The sequence below is a fragment of the Parabacteroides sp. genome, assembly GCF_977054455.1.
The window spans coordinates 49,107-69,165 of the sequence record NZ_CDRTCT010000009.1 but is presented as its reverse complement, the minus strand read 5'-3'; the positions used below and the strand labels follow the sequence as shown (position 1 = coordinate 69,165).

The window sequence follows — 20,059 nt, the reverse complement described above, 5'->3', positions numbered from 1 at the left end:
AATAAAAATCTGCGGTTATCTGTTGAATCTGTGTCATCTGCGCTCTATTTTATATTTTGACATACCTTCCTTTTCTGTATATATGATACAACGATTACTTGTTGTATTTGCTCCAGTCAACATTGTGCATGTCGCCGCTGGCTGCCAGTTCTTCGTGGAAAGCGAAGCAACATTTCAGGTTCTGGGGAGTGTGTCCCTTGATGCCCATTGCCAGATACTCTTCCAATAACGGTTTGTAATCCGGGTGAACGCAGTTGTCGATGATGCAACGTGCACGCTGGATCGGTGATTTGCCGCGCAGGTCGGCAACGCCATATTCCGTGATGATGACTTTGACAGAATGTTCGCTGTGATCCAAGTGGGAAACCATCGGCACGAATGCGCTGATCTTTCCTTCCTTCGCCGTAGACGGAGTCGTGAAGATAGACAACATGGCCGAACGGGTGAAGTCGCCGGAACCGCCGATACCGTTCATCATCCTTGTACCCGATACGTGAGTGGAGTTGATGTTACCGAATATATCCGCTTCCAAAGCCGTATTGATGGCCACCAGGCCGAGACGGCGGGCTACTTCGGGGTTGTTGGAGATTTCCTGCGGACGAAGCAGAATCTTATCTTTGAAGAAATCCAGGTTAGCATAGATGTCGCGGATCACTTCGTTGCTGACAGACAGTGAACAACCGCTGGCAAACTTGACGCGTCCCTGTTTCATCAAAGCAATAACAGCGTCCTGGATAACTTCCGTATAAACGTTGAATGCCGGAATATCCTTGTTTTCGCCCATGCAGCCTAAAACGGCATTGGCAACATTGCCTACGCCACTCTGCAACGGAACGAATTCTTTCGGCAGACGGCCGGCTTTGATTTCGCCGACCAGGAAGTTCGCAACATTCTGGCCGATAGCCATTGTCACGTCATCCAGCGGAGAGAACTTGCCACCTTCGTTCGGTTCGTCGGTCTTGACAACACCGACGATCTTGGCCGGATCGACTTTCACACAGTCGTTACCGATACGGTCGGACGGGGTGTAGATGGGGATTTCGCGGCGGTAAGGAGGATCAGCCGGTTCGTAAATATCATGCATTCCACGGATTTCTTTCGGGTGGCGGCAGTTCAGCTCGACGATGATACGGTCGGCCATGCGGCAGATTGTCGGCAGGATACCGACGCCGCTTGTCGGAACGATTTCGCCGTCTTCCGTCACATCGGCTGCTTCGACGATGGCCACGTCGATCTTGCCCAAGAAGCCATAACGCAGGCTCTGTGCCAGTTCAGACAAGTGCATGTCGAAATACTGTGCGCCGTGGGAGTTCAGCAGGGTGCGCAGGTCCTTGTTGGACTGATACGGTGTACGGAATTTGATTGCATTGGCGCGAGCCAGTTCGCCATCCAGTTTGTCGCCTGTCGAGGCGCCGGTAAACATACCGATCTGGAACGGGTTCCCTTTTTCATGTTCGGCAATTGCTTTTTTGGCAATTGCGCCCGGCACAACTTTAGGGCATCCTGCGGGAGTAAATCCGCTAAAGCCTACATTGTCGTTGTGATGTACGAATGAAGCTGCTTCTTCAGCTGTGATAAATTTTAAAGCCATGATATTATTTGTTGTTATATTAGTAATTCTGTTTTCAGTTAACAGTGCGGCGCAAAGGTATTAAAAAAGAATATAGATTAATACTTGCGATGAAGTATTTCAGTGTAAATAACTGCTTTTCTCAGTTCGGCGGCATTGTCGAACTCGATATCGGTTAGCGGATTTTCCTCTTCGGCCGAGGGGACGACAAGGCGGTTTCCGTCAAAGGATTGCCTTTCCGTTGTATTTTCGGCGGTAAGGAATGGCTTGGGCTTTACTGCCTGCTGCTTTTTCTGTTCTCTTTTGGGTTTGGAGACGGTGACAGGATGTTGGGCGGGTTTCGGATTCTGCATCTCTTCCAAAACCTCCCAGAAACCTTTGTCGGGAACATTTTCATCCTTAGTAATGATTTCCCTGTCCGGTTGCCCCAATATCTGTTTCGGGCGTTTTTTCTTGTTCTTGGAACTGAACAAACTGCTGATCCCTGCAATTATCAGGAACACAATATATAGCCAATCACCTGCGTTATCCATAAACTTTGATTATTGTTTGCACTCCAAACAAGGATACACTATGTTTCCTTTATTAGAGTTTGGCAAAAATACAACTTTTTTCTGAATATCAATATTTTGCGATTCGAAGTCTTAACATACCGCCCTTGCCTTGCGGATCCATGAAAGTGCCAATCAAATGAAATGCACTTGGCTTAAATCGTTTGCAAACGATTTGACGGATTCTTGAATTTTTTCTACTGTACTGCGTGATGGATTTCGTCGACCTGTCATATAATGGCTTAATTGCCCTTTGTTTATTCCCGTAATGCGGGATAAACCAGCCAAAGAGAATGCCTTTGAAAAATATGACAAGAATGAAGCCATGTCGTAGACAAATTCAAATTCTGCTTCTTCAAAATTATCCCCTTTGTCTTCATAATACCGCTTTGTGTCTTCATATCCGGCAAGAAATGTTTTAATGGCTTCTTCGGCCGTTTCTCCCGTTCCGGTTACCAGATAGTTCATGTCATCGGCATCCATATATATGCTATATGTTCCATCGTTAGCTCTCTCTATGATCGCTTTTACTTTCCTTTTTTCTCTTTCCATATCGAACACTTGTTTAGTTAATACTCTTTGATATAAAAACAGGTGGATTAGATTCCCGCCGCTTTTTTGATCGCTTTTAATGTTCCCGTTGCGACCTCTTGTTTATCATGATTGCTCATTTGAAACGTTTTCCCGGTTTTGGGGGAATACCATAACGGATGGCCTGCTTGTTGCTTTCCTGTGTCATAGCAGCCGGACTTCTTTACTAATCTTTCCAATTCATTGTATTTCATTATTTTAATTTCACTTGATTGACACATTACAAAGATACTCATTTGAATATCATTACAAGCGGCTTTATTGTTAAATGATATCCGAATTAGTATCATTTAACGATGAAGGTAGGATTTAATAACGAGTTCTCCATATCGGAGATCTTGTTTCATTGTCTTGATAATGCAAAGTTATCTTCAAGGAATTCTTGCGGCTTCTTTGGATCCTCAGAAGAAAAGTGTTTTCTTTGTCTTCCCAAATGTAGGAAATATTATTTAGAAGTGAAAGGAAGGATACATATAATAGGTATAAAAGTAAATAAGGGTAACTTCACAGCCACCCTTATTCGATTTAACCAAAACCTTAACTATGAAAAAATTTACGTTTTTCGAATACAAATATAGGCGTGGTATTTTTACTGTGCAAGCATTTGATGAATTATTTTTCAAAAACATTCATATTTAACAGTAATTAGCAAATAAGATGGCAAATCAAGAGAATGGCGCGGACTTAAAATCCGCAGCCGTAACGGAAGAAAAGAAGTTGTTCATCGAGACCTACGGGTGTCAGATGAATGTGGCAGACAGCGAAGTAGTCGCTTCCATCATGAAAATGGATGGGTATGTGGTGACGGACAAGATTGAAGACGCCGATGCTATTTTCGTCAACACGTGTTCGGTTCGCGATAATGCCGAACAGAAAATCTACGGGCGGCTTCAGTATTTCCAGTCTTTAAAAAGAAAGAAGAAAACGTTAGTGATCGGTGTGCTCGGGTGCATGGCAGAGCGAGTGAAGGAGGAACTGATCGAAGTGCACCATGCCGATTTGGTTGTCGGTCCGGATTCCTATATGGACCTGCCGAACCTGGTGGGTGCGGTCGAACACGGCGAAAAGGCGATCAATGTCGAGCTTTCCACGCAGGAAACCTACAAGGATGTGATCCCGCTGAAATTGGGAGGTGTGCATATTTCTGGCTTCGTCTCAATCATGCGCGGATGTAATAACTTCTGTACCTATTGTATCGTGCCCTATACCCGCGGAAGGGAACGCAGCCGGGATATCGAGAGTATCCTGAACGAGATACGCGACATGCGCGATAAAGGTTTTAAGGAAGTGACCTTGTTGGGACAGAACGTAAACTCATATCTCTTTGAGAAAGAGGGAGAGAAAATTTCGTTTCCCGTTTTGCTGAAGCGCGTGGCCGAGGAAGTGCCTGAGATGCGTGTCCGCTTTACCACTTCGCATCCGAAGGATATGAGCGATGAAACCCTGCACGTGATCGCTGAACACGATAATATATGTAAGATGATCCATCTTCCCGCACAATCGGGGAGTTCCCGCATCTTGAAAGTGATGAACCGTAAATATACGCGCGAATGGTATCTGGACCGTATCGCCGCGATCCGCCGTATCCTGCCGGACTGTGCTATCTCGACCGACCTGTTTTGCGGTTTCCATTCCGAGACGGAAGAGGATTATCAGGAAACGCTTTCCCTGATGCGCGAAGTGGGCTACGACAGCGCTTTCCTTTTCAAATATTCCGAGCGTCCGGGAACCTATGCGGCCCAGCATCTTCCCGATACGGTCAGTGAAGAAGAGAAAGTCCGCCGCCTGCAAGGCATGATCGACTTGCAGAACCGGCTTTCGGAAGAGAGCAACAAGCGTGATGTCGGCAAAGTGTTCGAGGTCCTGATCGAAGGCTTCTCCAAACGTTCGCGCGAACAGTTGTTCGGCCGTACCAGCCAGAATAAGGTTGTGATCTTCGACAAGAGGAATTATCATGTCGGGCAATTCATAAAGGTACGCATCAACCGCGCCTCGTCCGCCACTCTGTTCGGAGAGCCGGTGGAGGGATGATCTTTATTGGCCCGATCGCTTGTTTCAATATCAGAAACAAAAGTGTCTGCGGTCGAAACTTTAGTTTCAAGGCGCGAAACTAAAGTTTCGACCGGTGAAACAAAAGTTTCCTCCGATGAAACTAAAGTTTCAAAGGGGGGAACTGTTTGAAACTTTAGTTTCATGAAAAAAAATCGCTGAAACTTTTTACCAGTCGAAGCTTTCCCTGTATGAATCGAAAACCGGTTCTTCGTTGATCCCGTTTTGTTTAAAGAGTTGTTCGATAAAAAGTTGATGTTCGGGCAACAACTCGTTCTCTTTGCGCAGGAAGCGGTAATAAAGTGTTTTCCCGAAGTGGCCGACCATCTGCCTTCTTAGATGCAATGCCATTTTATGCGGCACATTATCAAGCAAGTTCGTAATCCCCAGAGCAATTCGTTTTTTAGTTTGCGATTTGAAGAAAGGACACTCGTCTCCTTCCTTTGGGAAACGAGCCGGATTTACGATCGGGAGGAATTTGCGGATGGAGGTACTGTTGGCTGCTGCCAGGTGGCGTAGACAATTGTCCGCTTGCGTACATTGTGTGTTGAAACAATGCGCGAAGTCGTATGGAACTTCTTGATAATCAAAATTATTTTTCATAATGTACAAATGTACGGATTATATTTGAATCCGTATCTTATTTTTGCATCTGTGTCGGATGCAAACAATTGTTATATCCGGCCATTTTTACCCAGACTCGTTTGCCGTCGAATGTGATAGCCATTTTGAGGATGTCGGTGATGCCGGCTGCCTGAAGCGTGGCGGCATACTGTCTGTCTTCAATCTGTTGAAGAGCGGAGTCTAAAACACTTTCGACGGATTTGTCGTACACCGGATCATAAAGCTTCAATGCCATGATTACGCCTTGTCCGTTCAGGTCGCGTGGACGTAGCAGGATATCATACCGGCCAAGTCCCGATTCACGATTGCTGCTCACTTCGTAAGCGCCGCTACTGACAAGCATACCCAGCAAAAAAGCCTGATAGACCTTTTCCGGCTCACGGCCGTTTGTGTCATAATATGACAATGTGTTGACAACAAAGTCGTTCAGGGTGCGCTGGAAGATTGGCATATTTTTTTCTTTCAATGCTTGTAACATCAGTTCTAAGCGTTCGTTCTTGACCGGACCATTGTTGATCCAGCTGCGAATGATGGTAAAGAAAACGGTTCTTACCTCACGATTGGGCACTTGTAAAGTGTATTCCATCAGGTCGTCATGGTCCTTTACCGGGTCGGATGCTTTCAGATAGCCGCTAAAAAGCATGAATGACCAGATATTGGATGCTTCTGACAGCAAATCCGGGAATGCCAGTTTGTCGTTGATCACGCCATGGATGGGTTCACCTTGTATGAGTGACTCCATTCCCATGCGTATTTGCGACGGACCGTCGGCAAGCAGGTGTCGGAGCAAAACATCCGAACCTGTGTTTACCCAGTAAGGAGCGAAAGTACCATCGTACATGATGTAATTTAGTACGGACCAGGGATTATAGACTGTCAATCCTCCGAATAAATAACCATCATACCATTGTTTTACCGCATCTTTCTCTTCACTTAAAGAATAATCATTTAACAGCGTATCTGTCTCTTCTTGGGTGAAGCCAAAGGCTGTGCACATCGGACGGTCCAACAATGAAAACACGGTTATATTATTCAACCCGCTGAAGATCGATTCCTTGCTGACTCGCAAGATGCCGGTAATGACGCCGCGGAAGATATCCTTGTTATCTTTGAACACCAAACTCATGAAGTTACGCATGAAACCGATCATACGCTCGTAATATCCTTTATCGAAAGCTACATGGATCGGAGTGTCGTACTCATCGAGCAGTACAAGTGGCGGCGTGCCGCAGTAAGAAGTGAGCAGTTCGGAAAGCAGTCTGAGTGAACCGGTCATTTCATCCGAAGTCGCTTTCCGATTTTGTAACCGGACGAACTGATCCAGATAATCTTTTTGTTCGATATGTTCACGTAAATAATCGTGACGGATGAATTCCGACTGCAACTCACGCGCTAACAATAAAAGCATCTCTTCAAACGTCTCGCCTTTGCAATCTTTCAGCGTGATCAGTATCACCGGATATTTCCCTTGATATCGGGCGAAGTCTTTCCACTGTTCGATGTTTTTCCCGTTGAAAAGCGGACGATATATATTACCTTCCGTCTTCTCGAAAAAATAGCGGAGCGTGGAGAGGTTCAGTGTCTTGCCGAAACGGCGCGGACGCGGAAGAAGCGTGATAAAACTTCCTTCTTCTACGATCTGGCGGATAAAATCGGTCTTATCTACATAGTAATAGTCCTCTTCTATCAGCATCTTATAATCGCTGATGCCTATCGGTAACTTTTTCCGGTCCATACGTCATTGTTTTTATTACTAACACAAATATAGGAATTATTTTTTCACTCCTTCTTACCGGTCAGTCCTATTTCTCCAAACTTACAAACTCATATTTTAAGTAACAGCGAGGAAAAGTCTCTTTCTTCTCCTTGATGAGAATGTTAATAACAGTTCTTTCTTAAAGAAATAGTAACATTTTTTTTTGTAGTCTTCTGAAATCGGCCATTTTACCGGTCTTTTCGGGCAAAATCGATGTAGGTCGTGTTTGGCGATATCTGCTTGATTATCTATGATTTGGAATTTTGTATAATGTACACGCGTACATATATAGTAACTGCTTTGATTTGTACGATTTTATGGATATAAATGCTTGTTGGATAGAGGAATAGGAGGCAATTTCAAAATGACTAAAGAAAACGTACGTTTTTATTTGTCATTTTTCGGGGGCTTCTGAAAGGTTTGTATCAGAAAGACGGTTTTTCGTACATCTTAAGCTATCTAATTGATAAGAAAGAATATAGAAAAGGAAAAATAATTGGGAGAAAGGATTGCAGGTTTAAAAAGTAGTTGTATTTTTGTGCAGTGAAAATGACTAAAAAAAACGTACGTTTTCTCTCGTCAAAATACAGAAGTTTAGTTAAAAGACGAAAACACAGGGATGTACGTGATGCTGATTGAACTTTTAGTATATGTATTATTAATATTAATTCAAATGATTATGAACAAAAAGTTTTCTACTCTGATGGCGCTTGCGCTGGTAGCAGGGTCTGTTTCCGCTCAAAACTGGAAAGATCAATCTAATGCTACAGTGCAGGGTGCTTATCGTACGTTTGAGACAAAGTCCGCACCATCAAATCACACGGACAATGCAGTAATTGCAGCTACTACTGCGGCCGGAAAATATAATCTGGCTACAGGTGGTGTATGGACTAAAAATGTCTATTCTATTGATCGTAACCTGTATTATCAGTTGGAAGTGAAAAATGATGATACAGCTTATCCGGATGTTCTGGTTCAGGAACGTGACTATGAGACTGGTGAGATTTATCTGCGTACAGTCAAAAAGGATAAAGCTCCTTTGAATGCTTCTTTATGGAAAATAAAGTACTCAAAACCAGATGGTGTGAGCGGTGGTTATTTTACTTATATCAATAAGGAAACCGGACTTGCTCTTACTTTTGATCATTCCGTAATCAAAAATGATTCTGTTTCGGAATTAAGAGCTGGTATTGCCGAATGGTCGTGGTATACAGTGAATGCAAGCAATGATGCTGTATTAGAATTCCAGAAGGTTTATTCTTATCTGCATGATCAAAGTGACAATCAGGTTATGTATCTGTCTTATGAGGCTGCAGGTGATAAATCCAAATATGGAACTGCAAAAAAATTAAATGACAGATTGGAATATCCTGGAAATAAAGGTTTTGCTTATCCTGATGGTGAAAGAAGTAAATGGAAATTAGTAAAGGCTAAAGTTGCCAATACTGCGGATGCCGGACATAATTTGAATAATTTGACCGATGTATTGGAAATGAAACCGGTTATTGCTGCTCCGTTCTTTATGACAGCTCAGCAGTTCAATACACGTATGGATGCTGATATGAAGATGAATGCTGATAGCTTCTCTTTCAAGATGAACAGAGAGTTGCAAGGTGCAGGTGTTTTCTTGAATCAATATTTTACAGCTAAAGAAAATGCATTAAGATTGACAGATGCTCTATTGAATGGTAGTGATAATGTTAATACTTTGAATGCGGACGGTGTTGCTTTCACTAAGTCAACTGAAAATGCGTTGAATCCGCTTGTTAATAAGTTCAACCTGAACTTCCAGACTACAGCGGGAACTTATTTGCTGGCTGATACAGCTCGTTATCAGGATGATACTCATAAACCGTCTGTTTCTCCGGCTGTTATGTTTGCTCTGAAAAAGCCGATTGCAACAGATAATACGTTTATGAAAGCACGTTATTATTTCCGTGCCACTTATTTCCCGACGAACGATAGTATTGTAATTGAACCGTTGAATGCAGCTGTCCAGGCTGACTTCGAATGGGATGCTAATAAATATTGGAGAGAATCTGCTGCTACAACTTCATTTGCAAGAACTGCAGATTACTCAAAGGCCAATACATTGGTAAATGATTATACATCTTATACTTCCAAAACTGTTTCTTTGACAGCTGCAACGATTCCGGGAGTAGATAAAGAAGTTATCACAGTTGCAAAAGATGGTAAAGGAGAATTCAAAGTTAAAACAACCATCGACCGTCCGTTCGAATACCTGAACCGTGCAACCAAAAAATCTGGTTTGTATTTCATCAACTTGGCTAATCATAATGACAGACAGCGTGCCAAAGGTATGTGGATCGTTAAGAACATGGCTGGTAATCTGATGTATGATACTGAAGCAATGAACCAGCGTTATGACTTGATGCCGTCTGCAATGTGGACTGTAGAACAGTTGGGTTGTGAAAAGATGGGCGAGGCTGACTCTGCTAAATATGTGAAGATTCAGAACCGTGAATATCCGGGAGTCGTTTTTGAAGGTCAGTTGTATTCTAAAGATGGAGTAAACTATCGCTTTATCAACCGTGAAGGTGGTCATTCTGGCAATTATGTTGCTTCTTCCGGTATGTTTGGAGGTCAGGATTTGCTGCGTGTTGCCGACTCGTTAACTTTCACAAAAGTTACTGATCCCGTAGCTTATACCCGCGAACATGGTTATAAGATGTTTACGAAAGACGAACTGAACAACGGTATTGAAAACAACTATCAGATTAAGTGGAATAACTTCATGAATGATAAGCTGTATCTGCAGAGCACTATAGATACAATGTCTTATATCAATGAAGCATCCGCACCTACATATTATGAAATCGCTGAAGCTACTCTGCCGACTAACCAAGGCGCGATCTATAATGAATTTGGTAGCGTAATCGAATTTGTCAACCAGGCTGGCGACTTAGATACTTCTTTGGTTCAGTTGCATAGAAAAGCTTATGTGATCAAGGTGAAAGATAATAATCTGATCGATAACAACCGTTTGTATATCGCTTCTGTCAAAGCTGCCGATGGCCGTTATTACTATCGTGCTGTTAAACAGTCTGAGCTGAACAACGTAGACAAGAAATTGGCTGTATTCTATCTGAAAGCCAACCAGGTTCGTCTGGACGACAATAATGCAATCATGGATACTTGTTATGTATTGGTGGATATCAACAAGCCGACTACAACTCCGGTTGCTTATGATGGTACCTTGAGCACGTCTATTTATGATTTGGACGTTAAAAACGGTTGGATGCAGGCTGCTGTTGAAGCCGGTTACAAGATGGGTAATGTACGTGACAACGATTTGAATGACGAGCCGAACGATGTTGCAGATGCATTCTACACAACTCATGAAGTTCGCCCGCAGTACATAAATGTCGCAGCCGATTATGATGTACAGTTGAATAGCAACATTAAGATCTATCAGCAGTTGGCTGCTAAGAATTACCTGTTCGAAGACTGTAAAGACCACAACAATGTGCAGATGATTCAGGATATCAACAAAGATTTCCATTATTTGGGTCTTGAAAGCCGTACGATGGATGTAGAAAAGAATGCTGCTCTCTATGTCGACGAAGTGGTTAATGACTACGCTCTGATGCAACGTTATTTGTTCGGTGTTCGTGTGGATTCAATTCCTGACGGTTTTGTTTGCGATGATCCTACAATGGTTCACGGTTACTGGGATAGCGAGGAAAATGCCGAAGACGATGGCGAAACTCACTACAAACCGTACAACGGTTATACTTCTGGCTGGTTCCTTGTAAACTTGGAAGATTCTATCCGTTCAAGCATTAATATGATGGATAACGCTGACTTGTATAAGTTCAACAACTATACTCGTCTGGGCTTCGTTGAAGGTATCCATCAGGTAGATGGTGACGAAGAATATCTCTACATCGTGAATCCGGGTTATACTTTGAACGATTTGATGACTGTAAAAGACAACGGTAGCCATGCTAAATACACAAAAGCTGGTTTCGTATTGGATCCGAATAAGTTGGCAGTTGATGCAACTACTAATAAAGGTGTATATGTTAAACGTCACAGCATTAAGGGTGATCTGAATACAAATCATACATTCTCTTTGCGTAAGACTAATACATACGCTGACGGTACTTACGATAAGACAGCAAGCGAACCGTTCCTGTTGGAATCTGCTTGTGATGCTGTTGCTGCCTTTGAAGGCATGTGGGTTAAATCTGAAAATGGTATTCCTGTTTTGGCCAAGGTTGAGACAGCAAACGGCCAGCATGAAGATGGAACAGGTGCAGCTATTGCTGAAAAGATCGGTCAGTCCGGTGTATTCTACTTCGAAACAACGACAGATGAAGCTACTGCTAACGATGATATTACAGTTTCTGAAGTGAAAGTAATCGCTGGTAACGGTTCTGTACAAGTTGCAGGTGCCTCCGGCAAGAAAGTTGTTATCACAAACATCTTGGGCCAGACAGTTGCCAATACGGTGATCACTTCTGACAACGCTACTATCGCAGTTCCTGCAGGTGTGGTTGTAGTGGCTGTTGAAGGTGAAGAGGCTGTCAAGGCTATCGTAAGATAAACGATTGTAAATCAAATTTATAATCAAATAATTCTAAATAAGGTCGTGCGGGCCGTAAGGTTCAAGTATCCTGCGACAGGTGAACAAGCGATCGTATTATTAATACTAAAGTATTGAAATAAAGTTCTTCTGTCAGTACACCTGTGAAGGCCGAAAGCAGTTAAAAAACAATCCCCGGCGGTAATATTATCGTCGGGGATTCGTTTATTTAAGCCGAGTATCCTATTTTTGTAGGATAATAGAGGTATCTTATGCTTGATAAGAAATATATTTTGACCTGGCTTCTTTTTCTACTGTTGGCCTCCCTTTCGAAAGCAACAGAAATCGATAGTTTGCGAGCTATGCTTGAAAAAGAAAACAGCTTGAGTGCTAAATGTGCCGTTTTGGACGAGATCAGCTTCCTGTTTGCCGATTCGACGACGGATATTGCGACATTGGACAGTGCGCTTCATGAGATTTTACATTCACGTGACACTGCTATGATGTATGAAGCCATATCGAGCATGGGACGTTTTTATTATAACAATAACAGGCTGGAGGCCCTTTGCGATCTGATGGCCCGGACCGAGGCGATAGCATCCGATAGCGAAGAATACCGGGAACTTTACTATACTATGAAGACTTATATCTCGCAATCGAACCTTTGGGAGGGGAAATATGGAGTTGCCATAGATATCGCACTCGAAACCTATAATAAAGCGCGGGGCGAACAAGACCGATACGGTATTGTTTGCAGTGCCGAGATCTTGGGAGGCATTTACAAGTATTTGCGGAAAGACAGCGATGCCGTGGTGATATATAAGGAGGGATTCGATCTTTTAGACAAGGAGGACGGCAATATCGGGTATAAGATGCAATATGTAGGCGATATTCTCGAGTCTTTGCTACGGCTGAAGCGACTGCCTGAGTGTGAAACATATATAGCCCGGTATGAAGATTTGTTGGAGAAATGGAAGATAGAAGGAGAAAAATTGGACTGCTCATATCCGATCGATGCCAATATCTGCCAATTGCTTGTGTATAAAGCTGATCTTGCAATCAGTATGGGCAATGCCGGGGAAGCGCATAGCTGCTTGGAAAAGGCGGATGCGAATGGGGGAGCCGAAGAAGATCCGTATGTCGGATATTTACTGAATTTTGTCAAAGCCCGGTATTATGAATTGACCGAAGACCGTAAGAAAGCCTTGCAGTATGTGAATCTTGTCCTTGAAACAGATGAATATGAAGAGGTCCTTCTTTTAAAGGCGGAACTGTTGGTGCGCGGGGGCGATATGGAGGGCGCTTTGGCGGTTTATAAACGTCTGTTGGAAGTGGTCGGCTATAAGCACGACATGACGTTTACGAACCAGATCAACCGCTTTTACTCGCTGTATGATCAGAACAGGCAGAAACTGCAATCGAAGGAAATCGAGTTGCAAAAGACGAAGCTCTCGGCAAAGAACAGGCAATTGTTTTTCCTTTCTACGTTGCTGCTCCTGTTGATCGGAATGGCGTATGTCTTCTATCGCTTATACCGCAGGCAATTGCGGATGAAAAAGGTAATAGAGCAGGAGAAAGAGTCGTTGTTGGATTCGGAAAAGAAGTTGCGTGTCGCAAAAGAGGAGGCCGAGCATGCCAATGCTTCGAAGAGTTTGTTTATTGCGAATATCAGTCATGAAATCCGGACACCGATGAATGCGATCGTGGGGTTCTCCCAATTGCTGGCAGCCGAAGACTACTCGAAGGAGGAGCGGGTGTTGTTTATTGAAACGATCCGGAATAATTCGGATCTGCTTCTGAATCTGATAAATGACGTGCTCGATCTTTCTCGTATAGAATCCGGAAATATGAAGTTTGTCTTTAAAGAAGTCGATCTGAAGCAGTGCGTCCAGGAGGCGGTCAAAAGCGTGGCGCATCGTGTTTCGCCGGGTGTCGGCTTGCTATTGGATTGCCCTTACGAGTCTTTTCAATTGATTACGGATCCGCTTCGCTTGCAGCAGTTATTGATAAACCTGCTTTCGAATGCTGCGAAGTTTACGGAAAAAGGAAAGATCGAGTTGTCGGTGCAAGTCGAGGATGGGCAACGGCAGGTCCGCTTTGTGGTGACAGATACGGGATGCGGCATCTCGCCGGATATGCGGGAGAAGATTTTCGAGCGGTTCGAAAAGTTGAACGAATATGCGCAGGGAACCGGGTTGGGGTTGTCCATCTGCCGGCTCATAGCCGATCGGCTGAAAGGTGAAATCTATCTGGATGTGACTTATGCGGAAGGCGCCCGGTTTGTTTTTATCCATCCATGCTCGTTGACTGTAGTTAAAGAATTGTAAAGTAACCACTATTTCATAAATTATTTGTTCTTTTGCAGAAAAATTGGGAGGTGTATTCTCTGAATGCATCTCCTCGCTTTATTTAATAACAATAAGGTTATGTCTCAATTTCATTCTCGTCTGACTTCCATTATAAGTATCGCGTTGGTGCTCTTTCTGTTGGGACTTGTATTTCTGATAGGATTGTTGGGAAACAAACTTTCCGTATATGTGAAGGAGAACATCTCATTCTCGATCGTACTAAAAGATAATCAGAAAGAAGCGGATATAAAGAAGATGCAGAAGGCGCTGGATGCGTTGCCTTATATCAAATCGACCGAATATATCTCGAAAGAGCAGGCGGCTAAGGAACTCGAAGAGGAACTGGGCGAAAATCCCGAAACTTTTCTGGGCTTTAACCCCTTACAGGCTTCCATTGAAGTGAAATTGCATTCGGAATATGCCAATGCCGACAGTCTGCAACTGATTGAAAAGAAAATAAAAAACTATACTTCCGTTTCCGATTTGCTTTACCGGAAAGATATGATGCAGATGGTGAACGACAATGTGAAACGGGTCAGCCTGATCTTGCTTACCCTTGCCGTGATGCTGATGACAATCTCGTTTGTGCTGATCGGTAATACGATCCGTCTGCTGATTTATTCCAAACGTTTCCTGATTCATACGATGAAGCTGGTGGGGGCTACGCCCGGTTTTATCAGGAGGCCGTTTGTGCGGTATAATGTGGTCAGTGGCATTTTTGCGTCCATCCTCGCAATATTAATGCTCACGGGAGCGTTGTATTATTTGCAGAACGAATTGTCCGGTTTCATTCAGCTGCTGGATATTAAAGCGTTGATAATTGTTTATGCCGGCGTGTTGGTAATGGGAATCCTGCTTTCGGTTACGGCTACTGTCTTTGCGGTGAACAAGTATTTACGAATGGGTGTTGATAAACTATATTATATATAAATGTATGGCTAAGAGAGATTTTGCTTTTGGAAAAGAAAATTTTATTTTGATCGCTGTTGCTGTTGCTGTCATCGCGATTGGTTTTATGTTGATGAGCGGCGGCGGTTCGCAGGATCCGGCAGGTTTCAATCCTGAGATTTTCAGTTCCCGCCGTATTGTGGTGGCTCCGGCTGTGACGGTGATCGGTTTCATATTGATGATTTTCGGTATTTTGAAGAACAGCAAAAATAAGGAAGTTGCGGAATGAGTTGGTTTGAGGCCTTGGTGTTAGGGATTATTCAGGGACTTACGGAATACCTGCCGGTCAGCAGTAGCGGGCATCTGGCTATCGGTTCTGCTTTGTTCGGGATTCAGGGAGAAGAAAACCTGGCCTTTACGATCGTTGTCCATGTAGCGACCGTATTCAGTACGCTGGTGATTTTGTGGAAAGAGATCGAATGGATATTCCGGGGGCTGTTTAAGTTCAAGATGAACGCAGAAACGCGCTATGTGATCAATATCCTGATTTCTATGATTCCTATCGGTATCGTAGGCGTGTTCTTCAAGGATACGGTGGAAGACATTTTCGGATCGGGACTGTTGATTGTCGGCTGTATGTTGTTGCTGACGGCCGCATTGCTCGCATTTTCCTATTATGCCAAACCCCGCCAGAAAGAGAATATCTCGATGAAGGATGCCTTCATCATCGGTTTGGCTCAGGCGTGTGCCGTGATGCCGGGACTTTCCCGTTCGGGAACAACGATTGCAACCGGTTTGTTATTGGGAAACAATAAGGCAAAACTGGCACAGTTCTCATTCCTGATGGTTATTCCCCCGATTTTGGGAGAAGCGTTGCTGGATGTCATGAAAGCGGTAAAAGGCGAGGCGGTAGCGGGTGATATTCCGGCACTGTCATTGGTGGTCGGTTTTATGGCTGCATTCGTATCGGGATGTATCGCTTGTAAATGGATGATCAATATCGTAAAGAAGGGAAAACTGATTTATTTCGCCATCTATTGTGCAATTGCAGGTTTGGTTACGATTGCCTGTACGTTACTTAAATAAGAATGGATTTTATAGCAGGAGAAGTATTATATTTCAATAAGCCCTTGAAGTGGACTTCCTTTGACCTGGTGAACAAGTTCCGGTATAAATTATCGCGGAAACTGAAGGTGAAAAAGATAAAAGTGGGGCACGCCGGAACGTTGGATCCGTTGGCGACAGGGGTGATGATTGTTTGTACGGGCAAGGCCACCAAGAGGATCGATGAATTTCAGTATCAGACGAAAGAGTATGTCGCTACCTTGAAGTTGGGGGAAACGACTCCTTCTTTTGATTTGGAAAAAGAGATAGACGGAGTGTATCCGACAGAACATATTACCCGTGAGGAAGTAGAGAGGGTGTTACAGTCGTTCGTGGGAACGATCCAGCAGATCCCGCCGGTTTTTTCGGCTTGCAAGGTGGATGGGAAGCGGGCGTATGAACTGGCACGCAAGGGAGAAGAGGTGGAATTGAAATCCAAGACGCTTGTGATCGATGAGATGGAGTTGTTGGAGTGTGACCTGCCGGTTATCAAGATCCGGGTGGTTTGCAGCAAGGGAACTTATATCCGCGCTTTGGCACGTGATATCGGTGTCGCTCTCCGGTCGGGCGCCCATCTGACCGCTCTCGAACGGACTCGTATAGGAGATATCACGCTGGACAAATGCATGTCTCCCGATGATATCGATGCTTTTTTAGATGAAAATATCGCAATCGGGAAGGATTGTGAGGAGTAGTAATGATAAGAATAAAATAAAAATAGAATTTATATTATGAAGCTGTCGAAATTCAAATTTAACTTACCGCAGGAGCTGATCGCTCTCCATCCGGCAAAGAACAGGGACGAGTCCAGAATGATGGTTGTCAATCGCAAGACCGGAGAGATCGAGCATAAGGTATTCAAAGACTTGCTCAGCTATTTCGGTGAAAAAGATGTGTTCATCTTCAATAACACGAAGGTTTTTCCTGCCCGTTTATACGGAAACAAGGAAAAGACCGGCGCTCGTATCGAGGTCTTTCTGTTGCGTGAGTTGAACGAAGATCTCCGCCTTTGGGATGTATTGGTCGATCCCGCCCGTAAAATCCGTATCGGTAATAAATTGTATTTTGGTGAAGACGATTCGATGGTGGCTGAAGTGATCGACAACACGACATCACGCGGCCGTACCTTGCGTTTCCTTTATGACGGGAACCATGATGAATTTAAAAAGGCATTGTACGCATTGGGCGAAACCCCGCTGCCTAAATATATCGACCGTCCGGTAGAACCGGATGACGAAGATCGTTACCAGAATATTTTTGCGACGGAGGAAGGGGCTGTCGTGGCTCCCGCCGCAGGTCTTCATTTCAGCCGCGAGCTGATGAAACGTCTGGAGATCAAGGATTGCCAGTTCGCTTTCCTGACATTGCATTCCGGTCTGGGCAACTTCCGCGAAATCGATGTGGAAGATCTGACCAAGCATAAGATGGATTCCGAACAAATGGTCGTGAACGGAGATGTCGTCAACATCGTGAATACGGCAAAGGATAACGGCCGACAGATTTGTGCGGTCGGTACGTCCGTGATGCGCGCTATCGAAACGGCTGTCAGTACGGACGGTCACCTGAAAGAGTTTGAAGGGTGGACCAATAAGTTCATCTTCCCGCCGTATGACTTCAGTGTGGCGTCCAGCATGATCACAAATTTCCATATGCCGCTCTCCACCTTGTTGATGATGACGGCCTCTTTCGGCGGATACGACCTGATCATGGATGCTTATGAGGTCGCATTGAAAGAAAAATATAGTTTCGGCGCTTATGGCGACGCCATGTTGATCCTGTAAAAACGGGTGCTTATGGCGATTGCATACCTGGGTCTGGGAACCAATATCGGGAATAAGCGACGGAACATGATAACAGCCGCGGCGTTGTTAGCTGAAAGGGTGGGAGATGTTCTCGCCCTTTCCGGTTTCTATGAAACGGAGCCGTGGGGGTTCGCGTCGGAGAACTTTTTCTTGAATGCGGCTGTTAAATTGAAGACTTCTCTTTCTCCGTTGGAATTATTGCAGATAACCCAGCAGATCGAAAAGGAATTGGGCCGCGTGGAAAAAAGCAACGGTGTCTATCATGACCGCGTGATCGATATCGATATCCTTCTGTATGAGGACGAGGTTTTGCAGATACCGGGACTTACCTTGCCGCACCCTCTTATGCATGAACGGAAGTTCGTGATGGATCCTTTGTCCGAAATAGCTCCGTTTGTCGTGCACCCTGTGTTGAAAGAACGTATAATAGATTTAAAAGAACGATTATGAATGATATAGAAAAGATATTGACCGGTGGTGGCATGGTCTTTAAGAAAAAAGGAAAAGACGAAAATGCCGGAGAGAAAAAGATCAAGTTTTCTGATTTCCTGCGTGGCACGCATAAATCGGGTTCTGCCAAGATGAAAGCGGAGTTCAAGTATAAAAAAGCGTTGCGTAACACAAAAAAGAAAAAATAATTGGCAGTTATCAATTGCAATTGTCAATTGTTTTGTATTTTTGCGCTCGAATTGATGTGGATAGATTTGTATTGCTTGCAACCACAGGAAAAAATGCTAAAAACAAGCCTTTATATTACTGCCGTCCGGCATAGCAAATTTCCCCTCGTCAATCCATTTATTTGATTTATTAACCGTCAATTGTAAATTGTCTGTTGACTTTATCGGGTTTACGCCTTTTAATTCTCAACTCTCAATTTTCAATTTTCAATTAAAAAAACGATGAGTTATTTATTCACCTCCGAATCGGTGTCCGAAGGGCACCCCGATAAAGTAGCCGATCAGATATCGGATGCTTTGCTGGATGAGTTCCTGGCTTATGACAAGAACTCTAAAGTTGCTTGCGAAACCCTTGTTACAACCGGACAGGTTGTCTTGGCTGGAGAAGTAAAATCAAGTGCTTACGTGGATGTACAGGATGTTGCCCGTAACGTGATCGAAAAAATTGGTTATACGAAAAGCGAATACCAGTTTGAAGCGAAATCATGTGGCGTATTCTCTTCTATCCATGAACAGAGTGGCGACATTAACCGTGGTGTCGAGCGCGAAGATCCCTATAACCAGGGTGCGGGCGACCAGGGTATGATGTTCGGTTATGCCACTAACGAGACAGAAAACTATATGCCTCTGGCTTTGGATCTTTCACACAGCCTGTTGTGGGAGCTTGCCGAGATACGCAAGAATGAAAACGACCTGATGCCTTACCTCCGTCCGGATGCAAAGAGCCAGGTGACGATTGAATATGATGATAACGGAAAACCGTTGCGCATCGATACGATTGTTGTTTCTACACAACATGATGAATTTATCACGGCAAAAGGTATCACACAGGAAGAAGCGGATCTGGCTATGCAGAAAAAGATCGCCGAGGATGTGAAGTGCATACTGATCCCGCGTGTGAAAGCCCAGTATCCGGCTCATGTCCAGGCTTTGTTCAATGAGGATATCATCTATCATGTGAATCCGACCGGGAAGTTCGTGATCGGCGGTCCTCACGGCGATACCGGTCTGACAGGCCGTAAGATCATCGTCGATACATACGGTGGCAAAGGCGCTCACGGCGGTGGTGCGTTCTCAGGAAAAGATCCTTCGAAGGTAGACCGTTCTGCCGCTTATGCCGCTCGCCATATCGCGAAGAATCTGGTAGCCGCCGGTGTAGCTGATGAAATGTTGGTACAGGTATCGTATGCGATCGGTGTCGCTAAACCGATGAATATTTTTGTCAATACGTTCGGCCGTGCCAATGTGAAAATGACGGATGGAGAGATAGCAGAAAAGATCTGGAACCTGTTCGACATGCGTCCGAAAGCAATCGAAGAACGTCTGAAACTGCGTAACCCGATCTATCTGGAAACTGCATCTTACGGCCACATGGGACGTAAACCACAGGTTGTGACGAAAACATTTACTTCTCGTTACAATCCGGAACCGACCATCTGCGAAGTGGAACTGTTTACTTGGGAAAAACTGGATTATGTCGATAAGGTAAAAGAAGCATTCGGTCTTTAATATAACCGTTTGTACGAACCTATATTAGCTCCCGTCTGAAA

17 protein-coding genes are annotated in these 20,059 nt (G+C 44.1%); 11 read left to right on the top strand and 6 right to left on the bottom strand.

What is annotated here, in order from left to right:
• Positions 1-94: 94 nt before the first annotated feature.
• From ACW6QF_RS06125 to ACW6QF_RS06110, 4 genes are all read right to left on the bottom strand, one after another.
• Complete coding sequence (locus ACW6QF_RS06125; RefSeq protein WP_298550315.1) at positions 95-1,591, bottom strand: acetyl-CoA hydrolase/transferase family protein; 1,497 nt, start codon at positions 1,589-1,591, stop codon at positions 95-97.
• Positions 1,592-1,668: 77 nt separating this feature from the next.
• The gene (locus tag ACW6QF_RS06120; RefSeq protein WP_456087155.1) at positions 1,669-2,103 is read right to left on the bottom strand and encodes a hypothetical protein; all 435 of its coding nucleotides are present in this window, start codon (positions 2,101-2,103) and stop codon (positions 1,669-1,671) included.
• 153 nt (positions 2,104-2,256) lie between these two features.
• Positions 2,257-2,673: a helix-turn-helix domain-containing protein gene (locus ACW6QF_RS06115; protein ID WP_456087154.1), complete on the bottom strand. Its 417-nt coding sequence runs from the start codon at positions 2,671-2,673 to the stop codon at positions 2,257-2,259.
• Positions 2,674-2,720: 47 nt separating this feature from the next.
• Positions 2,721-2,906 (bottom strand): type II toxin-antitoxin system HicA family toxin, encoded by a 186-nt coding sequence (locus ACW6QF_RS06110; protein WP_298550320.1) that lies wholly within the window; start codon positions 2,904-2,906, stop codon positions 2,721-2,723.
• 463 nt (positions 2,907-3,369) lie between these two features.
• Between ACW6QF_RS06110 and miaB the strand changes: the two genes are divergently transcribed.
• Complete coding sequence (miaB, locus tag ACW6QF_RS06105; RefSeq protein WP_456087153.1) at positions 3,370-4,743, top strand: tRNA (N6-isopentenyl adenosine(37)-C2)-methylthiotransferase MiaB; 1,374 nt, start codon at positions 3,370-3,372, stop codon at positions 4,741-4,743.
• A gap of 186 nt (positions 4,744-4,929) precedes the next feature.
• Here the strand turns inward: miaB and ACW6QF_RS06100 are convergent, their stop codons facing one another.
• Together ACW6QF_RS06100 and ACW6QF_RS06095 are read right to left on the bottom strand one after the other, a co-directional pair.
• On the bottom strand, positions 4,930-5,364 hold the full coding sequence (locus ACW6QF_RS06100; RefSeq protein ID WP_298550324.1) for a DUF6078 family protein: 435 nt from the start codon (positions 5,362-5,364) through the stop codon (positions 4,930-4,932).
• Between the two features lie 37 nt (positions 5,365-5,401).
• Entirely contained in the window at positions 5,402-7,120 is a 1,719-nt protein-coding gene (locus tag ACW6QF_RS06095) for an AAA family ATPase (RefSeq protein WP_456087152.1), read from the bottom strand.
• A 1,105-nt stretch (positions 7,121-8,225) separates the two neighbouring features.
• On the opposite strand from ACW6QF_RS06095, the gene ACW6QF_RS06090 reads away from it, so the two are divergent.
• The 10 genes from ACW6QF_RS06090 (at position 8,226) to metK (ending at position 20,018) form a co-directional block, all read left to right on the top strand.
• On the top strand, positions 8,226-11,711 hold the full coding sequence (locus tag ACW6QF_RS06090; protein WP_456087151.1) for a DUF6383 domain-containing protein: 3,486 nt from the start codon (positions 8,226-8,228) through the stop codon (positions 11,709-11,711).
• Positions 11,712-11,962: 251 nt separating this feature from the next.
• A complete protein-coding gene (locus ACW6QF_RS06085; RefSeq protein WP_456087150.1) occupies positions 11,963-14,017 on the top strand; it encodes an ATP-binding protein in 2,055 nt (684 codons plus the stop codon).
• Between the two features lie 99 nt (positions 14,018-14,116).
• Complete coding sequence (locus ACW6QF_RS06080; protein ID WP_374044459.1) at positions 14,117-14,968, top strand: cell division protein FtsX; 852 nt, start codon at positions 14,117-14,119, stop codon at positions 14,966-14,968.
• A gap of 4 nt (positions 14,969-14,972) precedes the next feature.
• A complete protein-coding gene (locus ACW6QF_RS06075; RefSeq protein WP_298550334.1) occupies positions 14,973-15,215 on the top strand; it encodes a DUF3098 domain-containing protein in 243 nt (80 codons plus the stop codon).
• Positions 15,212-16,012 (top strand): undecaprenyl-diphosphate phosphatase, encoded by an 801-nt coding sequence (locus ACW6QF_RS06070; RefSeq protein ID WP_456087149.1) that lies wholly within the window; start codon positions 15,212-15,214, stop codon positions 16,010-16,012. Before ACW6QF_RS06075 ends, ACW6QF_RS06070 begins: the two co-directional genes overlap by 4 nt.
• 2 nt (positions 16,013-16,014) lie before the next feature.
• Entirely contained in the window at positions 16,015-16,725 is a 711-nt protein-coding gene (gene truB, locus ACW6QF_RS06065; protein ID WP_298550337.1) for a tRNA pseudouridine(55) synthase TruB, read from the top strand.
• 36 nt (positions 16,726-16,761) lie between these two features.
• Positions 16,762-17,811 (top strand): tRNA preQ1(34) S-adenosylmethionine ribosyltransferase-isomerase QueA, encoded by a 1,050-nt coding sequence (gene queA, locus ACW6QF_RS06060; protein ID WP_298550338.1) that lies wholly within the window; start codon positions 16,762-16,764, stop codon positions 17,809-17,811.
• A 12-nt stretch (positions 17,812-17,823) separates the two neighbouring features.
• Positions 17,824-18,282 carry a 2-amino-4-hydroxy-6-hydroxymethyldihydropteridine diphosphokinase gene (gene folK / locus ACW6QF_RS06055; protein ID WP_456087148.1) on the top strand — a complete coding sequence of 153 codons (459 nt, stop codon included), beginning with the start codon at positions 17,824-17,826 and terminating at the stop codon, positions 18,280-18,282.
• Positions 18,279-18,470 carry a hypothetical protein gene (locus ACW6QF_RS06050; protein WP_008150011.1) on the top strand — a complete coding sequence of 64 codons (192 nt, stop codon included), beginning with the start codon at positions 18,279-18,281 and terminating at the stop codon, positions 18,468-18,470. Before folK ends, ACW6QF_RS06050 begins: the two co-directional genes overlap by 4 nt.
• Positions 18,471-18,731: 261 nt before the next feature.
• Positions 18,732-20,018 (top strand): methionine adenosyltransferase, encoded by a 1,287-nt coding sequence (gene metK / locus ACW6QF_RS06045; protein ID WP_298550344.1) that lies wholly within the window; start codon positions 18,732-18,734, stop codon positions 20,016-20,018.
• Positions 20,019-20,059: the final 41 nt, after the last annotated feature.